The organism is Variovorax guangxiensis (assembly GCF_003952165.1).
Lineage (GTDB): Bacteria > Pseudomonadota > Gammaproteobacteria > Burkholderiales > Burkholderiaceae_C > Variovorax > Variovorax guangxiensis.
This window is the reverse complement of record NZ_RXFT01000013.1, coordinates 34,833-48,304: the sequence shown is the minus strand read 5'-3', so window position 1 is coordinate 48,304 and position 13,472 is coordinate 34,833. Positions and strand designations below refer to the sequence as shown.

Below are 13,472 nucleotides of genomic sequence, written 5' to 3'. Positions count from 1 at the left end.
CGCCTCGCCGGATGAGGCTTCGATGGCCGCCATGGAACCCAAATGAAGGCGGAAATTCACTATTTTGGTGCATTGATTTTTATCGCACCAATTCAGGGCCAAGCTTGGCGTCAAAAGTGTGCAGACCTTCGATGAGCTGGGCATAGGCGGCGTCGAGCCGGCCCGCGTCGCCCTTGACGCCCAGTTCGATGTGGCGGCCGTAGGTCGGGTGATCGACGCTGGGCAGGCTGAACACCTTGACGCCGGCATGGGTGGCCTCGATGGCTTCCATGAGGGGGGTCAGCGTGGCCTCCATGGCACCGAAAACGATCACGGACTTCTCGGCGACCGCGTTGCTGGCGAACAGGCTGGCGTAGCGCCCGTCGAGCACCGATTCGATCATCGGCCAGGCCATGACGGGAAAGCCCGGCACGAAGTGCACGTCGCCCACGCTGAAGCCCGGAATCTTGTTGTACGGGTTGTAGATGAGCGCGGCCCCCTGTGGAAACACGCCCATGTTGAGCCGGTGCACGTTGTCGGCCCGGTCGGGCTCGTAGGGCACGCCCTGCTCGCGCGCGGTGTCCTGCATGCGCTCGCGGATCAGCAGCTCGGCCTCGGGGTGCAGCGCCAGCGGCACGCCCAGCGCCCTGGCCGCGCACTGGCGGGTGTGGTCGTCGGGCGTGGCGCCGATGCCGCCGGTCGAGAAGACGACGTCGCCCGAGGCGAAGGCGCGCTGCAGCGCCGCCGTGATGCGGGCGGGCTCGTCGCCCACGTATTCGGCCCAGCCCAGCTGCAGGCCGCGCGCTGCGAGCAGCTCGATGACCTTGGACATGTGCTTGTCGGCACGCTTGCCGGAGAGGATCTCGTCGCCGACGACGATGAGACCGAATGCGCGAGTCATGGAGAACCCCATTGGGAAAGAGCTGCCTTGCTGGCTTCATCGGCCTCGATGGCGGGCGTGCCGCCGGCCGCGGATGCTTCCGCCGCCGCGCGCCGGGCGCGCAGCTGCGCGAGCGCGTCGAGGCAGTAGTGGGCGAACCAGAGCGCCGAGAAAGCGAAAACCAGTGTGTAGATCCAGATGGCGATGGGCACAAGCACGAAGAAGGCGGCGGCGAACAGCAGGCCCGACGCCCAGACGATGCTGGGCGCGGCGCCCAGGTAGCCGCACAGCACGCCGATGCACAAGAGCGGCACCCGGTGCGCTCGGATGAGCGCGGCGCGCTCCTCGGGGCTGGCATGCTCGGCCAGCGCGTCGAAGCTCATCACGCGGTAGGTGAGCCAGCCCCAGATCAGCGGCGGCAATATCAGCACCAGCGGAGGAATGAGCCACAGCGGCATCGACACCACCAGCGCGATCACCGCCAGCACGGTGGCGGCCAGCGAGCGCGCCACGCTGCCGAGGAAGGAAGCGCCCTTCTTCTGCTCCAGCCCCGGAAAACGCCGTTCGCCGACCAGCTTCGTCAAAGCGGGAGCCATGAAACCGGCCACGATCAGCAGGCAGACCACCACGATCACCGGCGTGGCGGCGAACACCACGACCAGCGATGCCAGCACGGAAGTGACGTCGCCGGAGAAGAGGCGGCCGAGCCACGACCAGAAGCTCGACAGCAGCGGCCAGGCGTCGAGCGCGCCGCGCGTCCAGACCACGGCCGCGTCCCAGTAGAAGTAGCCCAGCGCCGCGGCCAGCACGATCATGAGCCCCAGCGGCAGCAGCGACAGCACGATCACGCGCGGCAGCATGCAATAGGCGACCGCGCGCCAGAAGGAGTCGAGGAGCAGGCGCATGAGGCAGCGAGGATAACGCCTCGGGCGCGCGGTTCAGGGCCCGGAGCCCCTCAACCGCGACCGACCATTCGCTTCAGTCCCAGCCATTGCTGCGCCCAGAAGCCGCGGCCGTAGTCGCGCACGCGGCCGTCGGCACGGGGCTCCACCTGGTCGCGGATGCCGGTCGGGTCGTAGCGGTTATCGAAGTTGGCGGTGCGAAAGAGCATGTCCCACCAAGGCAGCAGCACGCCGAAGTTGTGGCCGCCGAGGGTGGTGGGGCCGTTCGATTCGTGGCCCAGCCCGATGCTGTGGTGCAGCCGGTGGAAGCGCGGGCTGATCCACAGCCGCTCGCCGATGGCGCCGAAGCTCAGCCGCAGGTTGGCGTGCTGCAGGCTCTCGCTGAGCTGGGTGAAGGCGACGAAGGCGATGAACTGCCCCGGCGCCACGCCGATGAGCTGCGCGACGATGACGATCAGCGCGTCGTGGATGATGTCGTCGAGCAGGTGGTTGCGGTCATCGCTCCACATCGTCATCTGGCGCTGCGAGTGGTGCAGCGAATGCAGGCCCCACCACCAGTTGAACTGGTGCTGGCCGCGGTGGATCCAGTAGCCCACGAAATCGAGCACCACGAGGTAGATGGCGAAGGCCACCCAGGGAATGTCGGTGACGCCCGGCCACACCTCGTCGAGGTGGAAAGTGCCCCACCCCGCCGTGCGCAGCACGCCCATGGCGTCGTCGAAGAAAGGCTGCAGCGTGAAGAACATCGCCAGCCGGAACAGCCCCAGCCGGTGGATCAGCGTGTAGAGCACGTCGATGCGGATCGCGTGGTGGTCGACCACCGGCTCCGCCGAACGCCAGCGCTGCAGCGGCCCGATGATGGCCAGCAGCACCAGGATCTGGATCACGCCCACCAGCAGCCAGCCGGTGGCGTCGAAGGCGTCCTCCGTCCAGCCGCCCAGCCCCACGGCGTAGACCAGCGGCTGCACGGCGGTTTCGAAGAACCAGCCCTGCATGGCGGAAAAGGCGTCTGTCAGCCAGTCGATCACGGTCAGGAAAACTCGTCGTTCAGTCGTTCAGGGATGGGAGGCGATCCAGGCCTTGAAGTCCGGATGCTGGCGCAGCGTGCGGAAGCAGAAACCCTTGGCCTTCAGGCCGACGATCAGCGGCTCGAGGTTGGCCGGCGCCCACGGGTCCTTGCGCGACCAGATGCCCAGGTGCGCGAGCAGGATGTCGCCGGGGCGGATGGTGTCCAGCGCCTGCGTGAGCAGCTTCGCGTTGCTGAATTTCTCGCTCGGCAGCTCGTCGCCGAGAAAGCCGGCGGGCGCCCAGCCCACGTACTTGTAGCCGCAGCCTTCGGCCGCAGCCAGCAGCGCGGGCGAGGTCTTGCCACCCGGCGCGCGGTACAGCGGCAGCGGCTTCTTGCCGGTGACCGCCGCCAGCCGGTCGGAAGCCTTTTTTATGTTGGCGCAGTACTCGGCCGCGCTCCAGGTCGATTCCTTGCCGTTCTGCGGGCCGGCCGAGGGCTTGATGCGGAAGGACGGCGGCACGCCCTTCACGTCGGCGCGCCAGTAGGCGTGGTCGTACGTGTGGGAGCCGAATTCGTTGCCCTCGGCCGCCCTCGCCTTCCACCACGGCGCCCAGTGGTCGTCGAGGCTGTCGCCGTCGGTCTGGGTGCGCTCGGCGGCGGCGAAGAAGGTGACGCGAACGTCCTGCCGCTTGAGCACGTCGGCCACCAGCGGCGCGATGCCCATGTGGCCGGTGTCGAAGGTCAGGTAGACGGGCTTTTCGCAGGCGGGCGGCTCCTGCGCCGCCCAGGCGCCGGGGGACGGCACCGCCGCCAGCGCGACCATGGAAGCCGCGACGGCCAGGCCGGCGCGCCTAGATGCGCCTGGCATGGTCCAGCGTCCACACGCCGTGAGGCGAACGGCCGACGTTGACCTGGCGCACGACCTTGTTGCTGGCCAGGTCGACCACGCTGAGCTTCTTGGCCCAGCGCGACGTCACGTAGAGCGTCTTGCCGTCGGCCGACACGTCCATGCAGTCGGGACCGCCGGGCACCGGGTAGGTGGCGACCACCTTCAGCGTCGCCAGGTCGATGCGGCTGATGCTGTTGGCCACGCGGTTGCTCACGAACACGCTCTTGCCGTCGCCGGCCGAGCGGAAGGCGTGGGCACCCTTGCCGGTGGGGATCTTGCCGACCAGTTTCGGCTCGGCGCCGGCCACGTCGAACACCTGCACGCCGTCGCTGCCGGTGAGGCCCACGAGCAGGGTCTTGTCGTTGTGCACGCCGAAGATGTCGGCCGGCATGGCGCCGGTGGCGGTGCGCCACTTGATGGTCTGGGTGGGCAGGTCGACAGCGATCATCTCGTCGCTGTCCTGCATCGTCACGTAGGCGATGGTGCTGGTGTTGTCGATCCAGATGTGGCTGGGCGTCTTGCCGCTGGCGATGCGCTTGGCCAGCTTCAGGTCCTTGCCGTCCCAGCGGTAGACGTCGACGTGGTTCAGGCGGTTGCCCGCCGTGACGAACCACTTCATGTCGCGCGAGAACTGCAGCTGGTACGGATCGATGATGCCGTAGACCACGCGCTGCACTTCGGCCGTGCGGGGGTTCAGGAAGGTCAGCGAGTCGCCTGCCGAATTGGCCACGATGACCGACTTCTCGTCTGGCGTCATGTAGATGTGGTGCGGCTCCTTGCCGGTGGGAATGCGCTGCTTTTCCGTCCAGTCGACGGGATTGATCACGCTCACGTTCGCGTCCAGCGAGTTGAGCACGAAGATCGGAGGGGGTTCTGGCGCTGCGGCGGCGGTATGGGCCGCGAAGGCCGTCATGCAGGCAAGCAGGAAAGCCGCGAGGCGGCCATTCGGTCGGGCTGGGAGTCGCAAGGGAATGTTCCGGGAGAGAGTTCGGAATGTTAACGGCCGGCCCTTAAGACTGGCTGACCGGGACCGTGCCCTTTTCCCCCGTTTCTCAGCGTTTTCCTCGCGTTTTTCCCTTCTATTTCAACGCCTTGGCGGGTTTGGCCGGCGCACGCAGGCCCGCCACCTCGTCGGCGGTCAGCCAACGCCACTGCCCGGGCGCGAGTTCGGCAGGCAGCGCCAGCTCGCCGATGCGCGAGCGGTGCAGCCCCTCCACCCGGTTGCCGACCGCGGCCAGCATGCGCTTGACCTGGTGGTACTTCCCCTCGGTGAGGGTGAGCCGCAGGTGCAGCGGGCCGTCGGATTCGCAGGCGGCGGCGCGTACCGGCTTCGGATCGTCGTCGAGCACCACGCCGGCCAGCAGTTTCGCAATCTGTGCCTCGTCCACCGGGTGCTTGGCCGTCACCTCGTAGACCTTGGGCACGTGGTGCTTGGGCGAGCCCATCTTGTGGATGAACTGGCCGTCGTCGGTCAGAAGCAGCAGGCCGGTGGTGTCCTGGTCGAGCCGGCCGATGGCCTGCACACCCTGCACCGCGCCCTTGTTGGGCCGCAGCCGCAGCGGTGACGGCAGCAGCGTGTAGATGCTCGGATAGGTCGAGGGCTTCTGCGAGCACTCGGTGCCGGCGGGCTTGTGCAGCATCAGGTAGGCCTTCTCGTGGTACTCCCACGGGGTGCCCTGGACGATGTAGTGGAGTCCTTCGGGTTCCAGGTCAGCGAACGGGTCGTCCACCACTTCGCCGCCGATGCTCACGTGGCCTTGCTGGACCAGCCCCGCGCACACGCGGCGCGTGCCGAAGCCCTGGGTGTAGAGGATGTCTTGCAGATGCATGGGAAAAGAAAAAAGCGGCCGCGCCGCCAGGGCACGACCGCCTTCGAGTTTGCCGCAGGATCAGTACCCTGCCGCCAGGCCCGTGTTGCGGCGGGGGTCGTTGGCGCCGTAGAAGCGGTTGTTGCCCACCGGCTTGCCGCCCAGCGAAGGCGCGCCGACGATGATCGCCGCCAGGTGGTTGGCCGGCTGCGGCACGCCCAGGTTGTGGCCCATGTCGGTCAGGATCTTGCGCGTGTCGGGGCTCAGCGCGTAGGTCTCGACATTGGTGACGTCGGGCAGCCACTGCTGGTGGAAGCGCGGCGCGTCCACGGCCTCCTGCACGTTCATGCCGTAGTCGATGGCATTGATCATGGTCAGCATCACAGCGGTGATGATGCGGCTGCCGCCCGGGGTACCGACCACCATCACCGGCTTGCCGTCCTTGGACACGATGGTCGGGCTCATCGAGCTCAGCGGGCGCTTGCCCGGTTCGATCTTGTTGGCCTCGCCCTGCACCAGGCCGTAGAGGTTGGGCACGCCCACCTTCGAGGTGAAGTCGTCCATCTCGTCGTTCAGCAGCACGCCGGTCTTGGCGGCCGTGACCTTGGCGCCGAACCAGTCGTTCAGCGTGTAGGTCACCGAGACCGCGTTGCCCCACTTGTCGGCGATCGAGTAGTGGGTGGTGTTGCTGCCTTCGTGCGGCGCGACGCCGGGCTTGATGTCCTTGGAGACGCCGGCCTTCTTCGGATCGATGACGGCACGGATCTTCTCGGCGTAGCCCTTGTCGAGCAGGCGCTCGAGCGGGTTCTTCACGAAGTCGGGGTCGCCCAGGTAGCTGTTGCGGTCCACGTAGGCGTGGCGCATGGCTTCGATCTGGTAGTGCACCGCCTGTGCCGAGTGGTAGCCCAGGTCCTTGAGCGGATAGCCCTCGAGGATGTTGAGCATCTCGCAGATGATCACGCCGCCCGAGCTCGGCGGGGGCGCCGACACCACGCGGTAGCCGCGGTAATCGCACTCCACCGGAGCCATTTCGCGCGTCTTGTACTGGTCGAGGTCGGCCTGCGTGATCAGGCCCTTGCCGGCCTGGCTGGAGGCCACGATGGCATTGCCGACCCAGCCCTTGTAGAAGCCGTCGGTGCCCTTGGCGCTGATCTCGCGCAGGGTCCTGGCCAGGTCCTTCTGCACCAGCTTGTCGCCCACCTTGTAGGGCTCGCCCTTGTTCAGGAAGATGGCGGCCGTGGCCGGGTCTTCCTTGAAGTCGGCCGTGGCGGTGGCGAGCAGGTCGATGTCGCCCTGCTGCAGCGCGAAGCCCTTGTCGGCCAGCTGGATCGACGGGGCGAGCAGGTCGCCGCGCTTCATGGTGCCGTACTTCTCGCGCGCGTATTCCATGCCCGAGACGCTGCCCGGCACGCCCACGGCGAGGTGGCCCTTGGTGCTCAGGCCCTTGATGACGTTGCCGTCCTTGTCGAGGTACATGTTGGCCGTGGCGGCCAGAGGTGCCTTCTCGCGGAAGTCGAGGAAGGTCTTGCGGCCGTCGGCCAGCTGCACGGTCATGAAGCCGCCGCCGCCGAGGTTGCCGGCCGCGGGGTAGACCACCGCCAGCGCATAGCCCACGGCCACCGCCGCATCGACCGCGTTGCCGCCGCGCTTGAGCACGTCGACGCCGACCTTGGTGGCCAGGTGCTGGGCGCTCACGACCATGCCGTTCTCGGCCGCGACGGGCGCCACAGAAGCGGCGTTCGACGCGCCGGCCGCGGCCAGCGCGAGCACTGCCGCGACGGCGCCCCTCAGCCTGGGAGTCCAGTGGATTTGTTGCATGTTGAAGTCTCCTCTAGAGCGTGTTGAAGAATCTGATGTGTGTGTCTTGCCGATCGATAGGGTCAGGCCGTCAGCAGCGCCTTGCGGCGCAATGCGTCGAGCGCGATCGCGACCTGCTGGCGCGCGAACTCCCGGACGGCCGCCGGCTCGGTCAGCGGCTTGTCGTCCTTGACGAAGCGCAGCCGGTCGCTGCGCACCTCGGCTTCGAGATGCTCTGCCAGCGCCTCGTGCGAATGGGTGCCGTCGAGCAGCGGCAGCAGGCTGCGTTCGAGCAGCGACACCGTCACGTGCTCGTGCCACTGGTTGCAGGTGCTGGCCGTGACGCTGGCGCCCGCCACCAGGGCCACCGAGCCCCGCACCGCGGAAAGCGCCTGGGGCAGGCTGGAAATCGCATCGGCCGTGAGCACCGGCGAGCGCCTGAAGCGCAAGGCGCCGAGGATCAGCAGCTCCTCGACCATGGCCATCACGGCCGGCTCGACCGCCGCTACGGGCTGTCCCACCAGCCCGGCCACGGCCCCGATGAGCGCTCCGGCGGACATCGAGGCCGGATAGCGCGTGTCGAGCAGATGCGCCACCGCCTTGTGCACCGGCAGCCGCATCGTGACCTTGAGGCCGCGCTGCGCATTGCAGGGCTGCTCGCGCGCGTCGAGCGAGAGCGCGGTGCCGTCCTCGGTCTTGAACATGCCGGCGAGTTCGAGCTGGCGGATGCGCCCGGGCTGCAGCTTGTAGCGGATGTCCCTGGCATGCGACTGCCCCACCAGCAGCGTCTGCCGGAACGTGCGGTTGACCAGGAAGTCGAGGTACTGCTCCATGAGCACCTGGCTGCCGCCGCATTCGCGCAGCAGCGGATCGCGCACCTTCTCGCCGTAGTTCTGCACGAACATCGTCGACGGCTCGGCATCGCAAAGATAGGCAAGGCCACAGGCCTCCGCGCGCGCGACGAACTCCTTGAAATAGCACGGCGCGTTGCAGGGTTCGAGGAACTCGTGCAGCAGGTAGGAGCTGTTGGCGTTGCGCACGATGGGCATCGCCTCTTCGAGCGTCTTCTTGAGCACGCTGTCGGCGCGGGCCGACTGCTCGAGGAAGTCGAGCATGCCGCGGGCATAGGAGAGCTTTTCGTCGGGAGAGTCGCGGGGGCCGCCGCGCAGGATCATCGCGTCGCGCACGATCTCGCGGGCCTTCCAGCCGGGGTACACGTTGTAGCTGACGTAGGCAACGCCGTCCGGTGCGAGGTTCTCGGCGCAGATGCGCAGGATCGCCTCCTGCACCGGGGCCGGCACCCAGCTGTAGACGCCGTGGCAGACGATGTAGTCGAACTGGCCGAACGAGGCATCGATGTCCGCGAGATTGAAAGCCCTGAGCTCGATGTTCGAGAGCCCCGCACGCGCGATGGCCGCCATGCCCTGCGCCACCTGCACGGTCGACAGGTCGACGCCGACCGCGCGCGCCTGGGGATGGCGTGCCGCGAAGGGAATCAGGTTGCCGCCGGCGGCGCAGCCGAGTTCGAGCACGCGGGCCGTTGCGGGAGGAGGAACGTCGAGACCGAAGAGAAAGGCCAGCGCTTCCAGGTGCTCCATCGCCGATTGCGGGAACGGATGCGAGTCATAGGGCACCGTGTCGTAGTAGCTGGTCAACTCGGAGGTCAGGGAATCCGGCACGGGCGTCCTTTTCGGGATCTGGGCAGGCGGGCGAGAGCGGAGATTGCAGTGACTGCAATGTGACAGTGCCTGCCGACTATAGCCTTGCGCCCAGGCAAAAAGAAGCGCGGCTTCACGGGGCCGCACACGGGTGCCGCCTGCAAAAAAAAGCCCAGCACGAGGCTGGGCTTGAAATGCCTATCTGCTTGGCAATGCATCAAGGCCCCCGCTCAGGTTGACCGGCGGGGGACGGTTTACCCGTCAAGGAGAAATCAGAAAAACCGGATGGACATGCCGGACAGTCGTCGAGCCACCAGGCCCGTTTGTGAACAGCTTGTTTTCCATGGGCATAGTTTACTGTATATTTGTACAGTCTTTTCAGCAAGGATGCACGCCATGCCCCCAACCGAAGAAACGCCCGCCCCACCCAACCATGCGCTCAAGGATGCGCTGGCCTGGATCTCGAAGTTCGCGCATGCGTGGAAGGCCATCGAGCCCTCCCCGAAGAGCCTCAGCATCGACGGCTTCATCATCTGGGGGCCCGTGCTCTACGAGAAGCACAAGGGTGAAGATCCGGTCCAGCTGGCGCGGCAGCTGTTCGGCCGCTCCGGCGAATACTTCAAGTATCTCTACCCCGAGCGCGGGCGCAGCTCCAACGATCCGCGGTCTTAGAATGCCCCGATGAATTGGCGCACACTGCTTCCGCTTGCTCTCCTGGTCCTGGCCGGCTGCTCGACCCCACCCAACGAAGTGATGCAAGTCCGCGAAGGCGTGCTGCGCGCCATGACCTATGTCCAGGCCTCCGACTACTGCGATGCGCGCGACAAGACGCCGCGCTGGCTTGGCAGGGCACCCGCGGAGCAGGGTGTGCTGTTCCAGTGCTATTGAACTGAATCCGGGTGACCGCGGCGCCGCGACAATCCCCGGATGACCACCCTCTACCTGCAGATGACCGAAAAGCTCTCCGAGCACTGGAGAGCCAACAACAACGCCTATCCCCAGAAGTTCGTGCTGAGCCCGGCACTGCGCGCCGAATACGTCCATTGCCTGGAGCTCATGACCATTCCGGGCGAGCGGGACATGAGCGCGACGAAACACATGGGCGTGCGCATCGAGATCGACGAAGCTTCGCCCGGCGTCATGGTGGCCGCCGATGGAGCCGAGGTCGCACTGCGGTAGCGGCAGGCTGCAGGCGTCCGCAAGCACGTCTGCTTTCGGGGCTCGCTGCTGAAAACCAGAGAAAGACCCGGCGACTGATCCCCTCTGCCGGGCTAGAAAAGATGCTGCTGCGAACTCGTCAGGGCCGCGAAGCTCTCTCCCATGGGCTGCAGGATGGCATCCGCGATCGGCTGCAGCTGCCGGCTCAGGTAGTGGTCGTAGTCGATCCGGGAGTGGAGGGTCTCCATCGGTTCCGGACCGTTGCGCGTCATGACGTACCGGATCCAGCCGCCGTTCTGGTACTGCCTGGGCCGACGAAGCCGGTCGTTGTGTTCGTCGGCCAGGCGCGCGGCGCGCACCTGCGGCGGCACGTTGACGAGGTAGGCATCCAGGCGATGGCGCAGGCGCTTCCTGTAGACGAGCAGCTCGTCCTGGCCGCCTGACAGCGTCGAGCGCACGTACTCCCTCACGAACTCCTCGTAGGGCTCGCCGCGGAAGATGCGCGAGAGCAGCCCCTCCTGGAACTGCCGCGCCAGCGGGGTCCAGTCGCTGCGAGCCATCTCCAGGCCGCGGTAGATCATTTCCTCCTTGCCCGCGGCGTCCTTGCCCAGGCCGGCATAGCGCTTCTTGCTGCCCACGTCGGAGCCGCGGATGGTGGGCATGAAGAACTTGCTGTAGTGGGTGTCGAACTCGATCTCGAGGAAGTTCTCGAGTCCGTGCGTCTCGCGCAGGGTGCGCGTCCACCAGCCGTTGATGTCCTTCACGAGGCCCGCCGCGACGGCATGCGCCTCCTCGTTGGTGTGGGTGCGCCCGAGCCAGATGAAGATGGAGTCGGTGTCGCCGTAGATGGCCTCGTAGCCCCGGCGTTCCACGAACTCGCGCGTGAGCTTCATCATCTCGTGGCCCCGAAGAGTGATGGCCGACACCAGCTTGGGATTGAAGAAGCGGCACTCCGATGCGCCCAGCACGCCGGCGAACGAGTTCATCAGCAGCTTCAGCGCCTGCGACAGCGGTTCGTTCCCGGCCCGCTTGGCCTCGTCGCGCGCGCGCCAGAGCGTGGTCACGATCTCCGGCAGGCAGTGCTTCGTGCGCGAAAAGGTCGTCCCCTGGGGGCCCTGCACGACCGCGGCCGGGTCGGCGGCGCCGGCACCGGAGCCTTCCACCAGGCCCACGGGATCGACGAGGAAGGTGCGGATGATCGAGGGATAGAGGCTCTTGTAGTCCAGCACCACGACGGAGTCGTAGAACCCCGGCTTCGAGTCCATCACGTAGCCCCCGGGAAAGGCCTTGCTCGGGATCTCGCCCACGTTCGGCGCCACGTAGCCCAGGCGATGCATGCGAGGCAGGTAGTGGTGGCTGAACGCCGCGATGGAGCCGCCGAAGTGGTCGATCTGCAGGCCGGTGGTCTGCGCTCGTTCCAGCACGAACTGCAGCAGCTTCGCCTTCTCGAAGATGCGCAGGACGAGCTCGCAATCACGGATGTTGTAGTGCGCGAGCGCGGGCTTGTCCTCCTGGTAGCGCCGCTCGATCTCGGCCATCTTGTCGTACTCGTCGCCGATGGCCTTGCCTTCGCCGAGCAGCGCCTGCGAGACGCTCTCCAGGCTGAAGGAAGGAAAGCTCCACATCGCGGCCCGCAGTGCCTCGATGCCATCGACGATCACCCGCCCGGCCACTGACGCGAACAGATAGCCCTGCTTGCCCGGATGGGTGCGCCAGTCGATGGCACCTCGCTCCCGTCCCGGAAGCAGTTGCGTCCCGCAGTCGTTGGCCGTCTTCTGCAGCACCCGCAGGTCGAACTGGATGACGCTCCAGCCGACGATGACGTCCGGATCGTTCCTCTCGAACCATTCGTTGAGCTTCTCGATCATGGCCTTGCGGGTCGGGCAATAGACGAGAGAGAAGTCCGCAGGCTCATCCCGCCCGGATGGCTGCTCGCCCAGCATGAAGACCACGCGCTGCGGAAGGCCGTCCAGTGCAATGGAATAGAGCGCTTCGTGCTGGCTGGTTTCGATGTCCAGCGACACCACCTTCAGCGCCGGGCGGAACTCTGGCGCGGGCCTGAGCTTGCCGTCGACGACGTTGGCGCGGCCTGCCCGCCCTCCTTCCACCAGCACGCCGGCGGTAATGAAGCGCTCCATGAGATGGCGGTCGTGCGGACGCACGTCCGCTTCGAGCACAGGAACGCCTTGCGGCTGCAGCGCACGCGCCAACCGGCCCAGTTGCCGGAAGTGCCTCGCATAGACACCGACGACGGGTTCCTGCCCGAAGGTCTTCAGGTCGAGCTCGCGAATCTCCATCCCTGGCATGGCGGCAAGCTGCGCCTCCACTGCCGCGCGGTGCCGGGCGGCGACGAACGCGACGCAGGCCTGGGAGGTCAGGAGCACCTTCACCGGTCCTGCATCCGTGGCCAGCCAGTACTCGATCTCGGTGCCGGCGGGTGCGTCACGCCAGTGGCGGGTGAGGATGAATCCCTTGAGTTCGGTGGACGCCGCGTGAGGCTGAGACATGGGGGTGCGAAGAAAGAAGGGCGGACTCGGTCACGCCCGATTCTTGCGCAGTCATCGCCACGTTCCGCGGAACCTTGGCCGGGGCTGCGCGCCTGCCTCGACCTTTGGCAAAGACTGGATCCGCCGATGTCGGCCGGGCCGCGGCCATCTTGTCATGGCTTTGCGCCCGACCCCGAAGCTTCCGCATGGCTCGATCACCTATCATGCCGCGCCGTCTCTTGGGCATCGGCCCATCGCAACGTACGAAGCAGAGGTCTCTCGAGTGAAAGAAATATCAGAACGGCTGGTCGCAATGATCGGCCAGCCTTTCGACAGCAAGAAGGTTCGCGAGGTACTGGGCTCCTTGGGCGTCAAGAGGGTTTCCGGTCCGGGTGCGTTCTCCTCGAGCGAGGAGATCATCTGGATACCCAAGGCGTCCGTGCGCATCGACATCTACCAGGCGCAAAAACTGAACGGACTGACGGGATCGAACCACCCCGAGGACGAAGCATGGATCGTCGGCTCCGTGGAGCTTCTCGCGCCCGGATCGGACGACAGGATCAAGGCGCCGTTTTCCGGCCCTCTTCCTATGGGCCTCGCCATCGGCTCGACGCCGCAGGATTGCATCGACGCGCACGGCCCACCCGACCTGGACGAGGAGCATGAGCGGCCCGGGTTCTCCGGCAGGGTGCTGGCCTGGCGCAAAGAACACCTGAACCTGGCGATCACGTTCGCCGGCCAGGGGCGCGAGCGCACGATGATCAGCCACACCGTCTGCCTGATCGGCTGCATCGGCGCCTGGCGCCATACCCATCCGGAGGTGTTCGCGCCCTGACCGGCCGAGGCCGCCGGCTGGCCGCGCGCTCGACGTATCCAGCAAGAAGCCCCCAGTCTTGGCAGATACAC

At 66.7% G+C, this 13,472-nt stretch carries 13 protein-coding genes; 4 read left to right on the top strand and 9 right to left on the bottom strand.

The window, feature by feature from the left end; genetic code table 11:
- Positions 1 to 79 precede the first annotated feature (79 nt).
- The 8 genes from EJP67_RS25475 to EJP67_RS25440 all read right to left on the bottom strand — a co-directional run bounded on the left by EJP67_RS25475 (position 80) and on the right by EJP67_RS25440 (position 8,943).
- On the bottom strand, positions 80 to 880 hold the full coding sequence (locus EJP67_RS25475; RefSeq protein ID WP_206169558.1) for a competence/damage-inducible protein A: 801 nt from the start codon (positions 878 to 880) through the stop codon (positions 80 to 82).
- Entirely contained in the window at positions 877 to 1,764 is an 888-nt protein-coding gene (locus EJP67_RS25470; RefSeq protein WP_126024532.1) for an EI24 domain-containing protein, read from the bottom strand. Before EJP67_RS25470 ends, EJP67_RS25475 begins: the two co-directional genes overlap by 4 nt.
- Before the next feature lie 50 nt (positions 1,765 to 1,814).
- Positions 1,815 to 2,789, bottom strand: coding sequence for a sterol desaturase family protein (locus EJP67_RS25465; RefSeq protein ID WP_126024531.1), 975 nt, complete (start codon positions 2,787 to 2,789; stop codon positions 1,815 to 1,817).
- A gap of 27 nt (positions 2,790 to 2,816) precedes the next feature.
- Positions 2,817 to 3,638 (bottom strand): polysaccharide deacetylase family protein, encoded by an 822-nt coding sequence (locus tag EJP67_RS25460; RefSeq protein WP_126024530.1) that lies wholly within the window; start codon positions 3,636 to 3,638, stop codon positions 2,817 to 2,819.
- Positions 3,622 to 4,626, bottom strand: a complete 1,005-nt coding sequence (locus tag EJP67_RS25455) for a YncE family protein (RefSeq protein ID WP_126024529.1) — start codon at positions 4,624 to 4,626, stop codon at positions 3,622 to 3,624. Before EJP67_RS25455 ends, EJP67_RS25460 begins: the two co-directional genes overlap by 17 nt.
- Before the next feature lie 112 nt (positions 4,627 to 4,738).
- Positions 4,739 to 5,488, bottom strand: coding sequence for a pseudouridine synthase (locus tag EJP67_RS25450; protein ID WP_126024528.1), 750 nt, complete (start codon positions 5,486 to 5,488; stop codon positions 4,739 to 4,741).
- A 60-nt stretch (positions 5,489 to 5,548) separates the two neighbouring features.
- Positions 5,549 to 7,285 (bottom strand): gamma-glutamyltransferase, encoded by a 1,737-nt coding sequence (gene ggt, locus EJP67_RS25445; RefSeq protein ID WP_126024527.1) that lies wholly within the window; start codon positions 7,283 to 7,285, stop codon positions 5,549 to 5,551.
- 62 nt (positions 7,286 to 7,347) lie between these two features.
- A complete protein-coding gene (locus tag EJP67_RS25440; protein ID WP_126024526.1) occupies positions 7,348 to 8,943 on the bottom strand; it encodes a class I SAM-dependent methyltransferase in 1,596 nt (531 codons plus the stop codon).
- A gap of 375 nt (positions 8,944 to 9,318) precedes the next feature.
- Here EJP67_RS25440 and EJP67_RS25435 point away from each other — a divergent pair, with 375 nt between their 5' ends.
- The 3 genes from EJP67_RS25435 (at position 9,319) to EJP67_RS25425 (ending at position 10,101) form a co-directional block, all read left to right on the top strand.
- Entirely contained in the window at positions 9,319 to 9,594 is a 276-nt protein-coding gene (locus EJP67_RS25435; protein WP_126024525.1) for a hypothetical protein, read from the top strand.
- Positions 9,595 to 9,675: 81 nt separating this feature from the next.
- Positions 9,676 to 9,810 (top strand): hypothetical protein, encoded by a 135-nt coding sequence (locus tag EJP67_RS34145; protein WP_256228313.1) that lies wholly within the window; start codon positions 9,676 to 9,678, stop codon positions 9,808 to 9,810.
- A 39-nt stretch (positions 9,811 to 9,849) separates the two neighbouring features.
- A complete protein-coding gene (locus tag EJP67_RS25425; protein ID WP_126024524.1) occupies positions 9,850 to 10,101 on the top strand; it encodes a hypothetical protein in 252 nt (83 codons plus the stop codon).
- Positions 10,102 to 10,193: 92 nt separating this feature from the next.
- Here the strand turns inward: EJP67_RS25425 and EJP67_RS25420 are convergent, their stop codons facing one another.
- The gene (locus EJP67_RS25420) at positions 10,194 to 12,587 is read right to left on the bottom strand and encodes a DNA polymerase II (protein ID WP_126024523.1); all 2,394 of its coding nucleotides are present in this window, start codon (positions 12,585 to 12,587) and stop codon (positions 10,194 to 10,196) included.
- Positions 12,588 to 12,879: 292 nt separating this feature from the next.
- Between EJP67_RS25420 and EJP67_RS25415 the strand changes: the two genes are divergently transcribed.
- Positions 12,880 to 13,401 carry a hypothetical protein gene (locus tag EJP67_RS25415; RefSeq protein ID WP_206169557.1) on the top strand — a complete coding sequence of 174 codons (522 nt, stop codon included), beginning with the start codon at positions 12,880 to 12,882 and terminating at the stop codon, positions 13,399 to 13,401.
- Positions 13,402 to 13,472: the final 71 nt, after the last annotated feature.

Excerpts from the sequence above, each read along its gene's own strand:
- EJP67_RS25475 (WP_206169558.1), bottom strand. The coding sequence starts at position 880 with ATGACTCGCGCATTCGGTCTCATCGTCGTCGGCGACGAGATCCTCTCC.
- EJP67_RS25470 (WP_126024532.1), bottom strand. The coding sequence starts at position 1,764 with ATGCGCCTGCTCCTCGACTCCTTCTGGCGCGCGGTCGCCTATTGCATG.
- EJP67_RS25460 (WP_126024530.1), bottom strand. The coding sequence starts at position 3,638 with ATGCCAGGCGCATCTAGGCGCGCCGGCCTGGCCGTCGCGGCTTCCATG.
- EJP67_RS25450 (WP_126024528.1), bottom strand. The coding sequence starts at position 5,488 with ATGCATCTGCAAGACATCCTCTACACCCAGGGCTTCGGCACGCGCCGC.
- ggt (WP_126024527.1), bottom strand. The coding sequence starts at position 7,285 with ATGCAACAAATCCACTGGACTCCCAGGCTGAGGGGCGCCGTCGCGGCA.
- EJP67_RS25435 (WP_126024525.1), top strand. The coding sequence starts at position 9,319 with ATGCCCCCAACCGAAGAAACGCCCGCCCCACCCAACCATGCGCTCAAG.
- EJP67_RS34145 (WP_256228313.1), top strand. The coding sequence starts at position 9,676 with ATGCAAGTCCGCGAAGGCGTGCTGCGCGCCATGACCTATGTCCAGGCC.
- EJP67_RS25425 (WP_126024524.1), top strand. The coding sequence starts at position 9,850 with ATGACCACCCTCTACCTGCAGATGACCGAAAAGCTCTCCGAGCACTGG.
- EJP67_RS25420 (WP_126024523.1), bottom strand. The coding sequence starts at position 12,587 with ATGTCTCAGCCTCACGCGGCGTCCACCGAACTCAAGGGATTCATCCTC.
- EJP67_RS25415 (WP_206169557.1), top strand. The coding sequence starts at position 12,880 with ATGATCGGCCAGCCTTTCGACAGCAAGAAGGTTCGCGAGGTACTGGGC.